The sequence below is a fragment of the Deinococcus piscis genome, from assembly GCF_014653275.1.
GTDB lineage: Bacteria > Deinococcota > Deinococci > Deinococcales > Deinococcaceae > Deinococcus > Deinococcus piscis.
Genome location: NZ_BNAL01000077.1, coordinates 1 through 1,305, shown reverse-complemented (window position 1 = coordinate 1,305; position 1,305 = coordinate 1). Strand labels below are relative to the sequence as shown.

Here is a 1,305-nt window from a genome sequence, read left to right as displayed (position 1 = left end):
TAGACCTGCTGACCCAGCCTTTTTGCCCACCAGGAGGGGCTGGAAGTGAAGTTGTCACCTACTGAGCAGCGCGAGCAGGAGCGGAAGCTACGGAAACTGGGCCTTTGGCTCGGAATCCTCGGCAGTGCAGCGGGACTTCTCGGACGTGTTTGGGACTTGTTCCACCGCCGATAAACTGACCTTTCTCGTGTGAGCCTGCCACGTCTTTCTTGCCTGCTGGTAGACCCCGGCCTCATCTCGCCGGGGTTTATCTTTTGGCCTAGCAGTAAGATACTAGGGTAAATGCCTAGTATTAGCACTATCTTCAGTCCTACCCTTTCTGCACAGTGGCGCGAGTATTTCTCTCTGCTGAACAGCTTGCGCGGCTCCGCCATCTGGCGGCATGAAGAAGATGGAGAGTCAAGACCCAATGGTGGGCAGCGCCCCCCGCGCTTCGTGGCGGTGGTGGACGATGCAGCCCACTTCGCCCGTTTTCAGGCCCAGGCCGAGGCGCTGGCTGACCTGAACACCAAGTGGCCTGTGCAGTGCTTTGATGAGGTCTGGGGCTGGGGCCGGGTCTCGGTGGGCAGCGGTTCGCGCTCCCAACGCCTGGAAGCGGGCTTGCCCGCCGACATCGGTGAGGTCAGCACAAAGGAGCTGGACAAGGTGGCCGGGGTCATCGCCATTCTGGAAGCATCGGGACACTGGGCCGCAGTCGCGGATGGGCGGCTGATGGTCACACCTGGGCCTGCTGGCCTCACAGCCCGCTTGGGGTCGGGTCGGGCCTTCCGCCTTGCGGCGTGGTCTGAGTCCGGCGAACAACTCCACAGCAAGCTCTCGGTGGGTGTGGTGGTCTGCCGGGGCGTACTACGCGGCATTGAGGACACCACAGGACGTCCACGCAAACAGCGGGCCGATGCCCTCCCCAAACTGACAAACTGGGCCGGGGTCAACCTGTACCAACCCTGACCAGTTTTGAGGAAATTACTAGGATAATAGCCTAGTAATTTCTTGCTGATTAGCACTAACCCGCATTTACTACAGTTTTACCCGGCTAAAATCATCCCCACTTATCACACCTAAACCAAGTTAGCGGACAGAAAAACTGGCTCAGTGGTCGTCTCGGCTATCCTCTCGGCGCTGCTTGAGAAATGTCTCTGTGTCCGGCAGACGTTCCCCTATCTGCCGTAACTTCTCCATTGCTCCGGCCCGCTTCTTCCCCTTACCTGCCTGCTCTGCCTGAGTCAATGCCTGCACCACTAAGTAGCTTCCGGGTGTAGATTGCATCATATTGCAATTCCCCAGTTGGCTCCACCAACTGCCCTT

At 58.7% G+C, this 1,305-nt stretch carries 2 protein-coding genes; one reads left to right on the top strand and one right to left on the bottom strand.

The genetic code is table 11. The features are described 5' to 3' along the window. Window positions 1–282: 282 nt before the first annotated feature. Window positions 283–948: a hypothetical protein gene (locus tag IE158_RS13355; RefSeq protein ID WP_189644196.1), complete on the top strand. Its 666-nt coding sequence runs from the start codon at window positions 283–285 to the stop codon at window positions 946–948. 141 nt (window positions 949–1,089) lie between these two features. On the opposite strand, the gene IE158_RS13665 is transcribed toward IE158_RS13355, so the two are convergent. Next, on the bottom strand, window positions 1,090–1,305 hold a 216-nt coding region (locus tag IE158_RS13665; protein WP_229839138.1), incomplete at its 5' end, for a hypothetical protein.

Coding starts and splice junctions, on each gene's coding strand:
- IE158_RS13355 (WP_189644196.1), top strand. CDS start 283: ATGCCTAGTATTAGCACTATCTTCAGTCCTACCCTTTCTGCACAGTGG.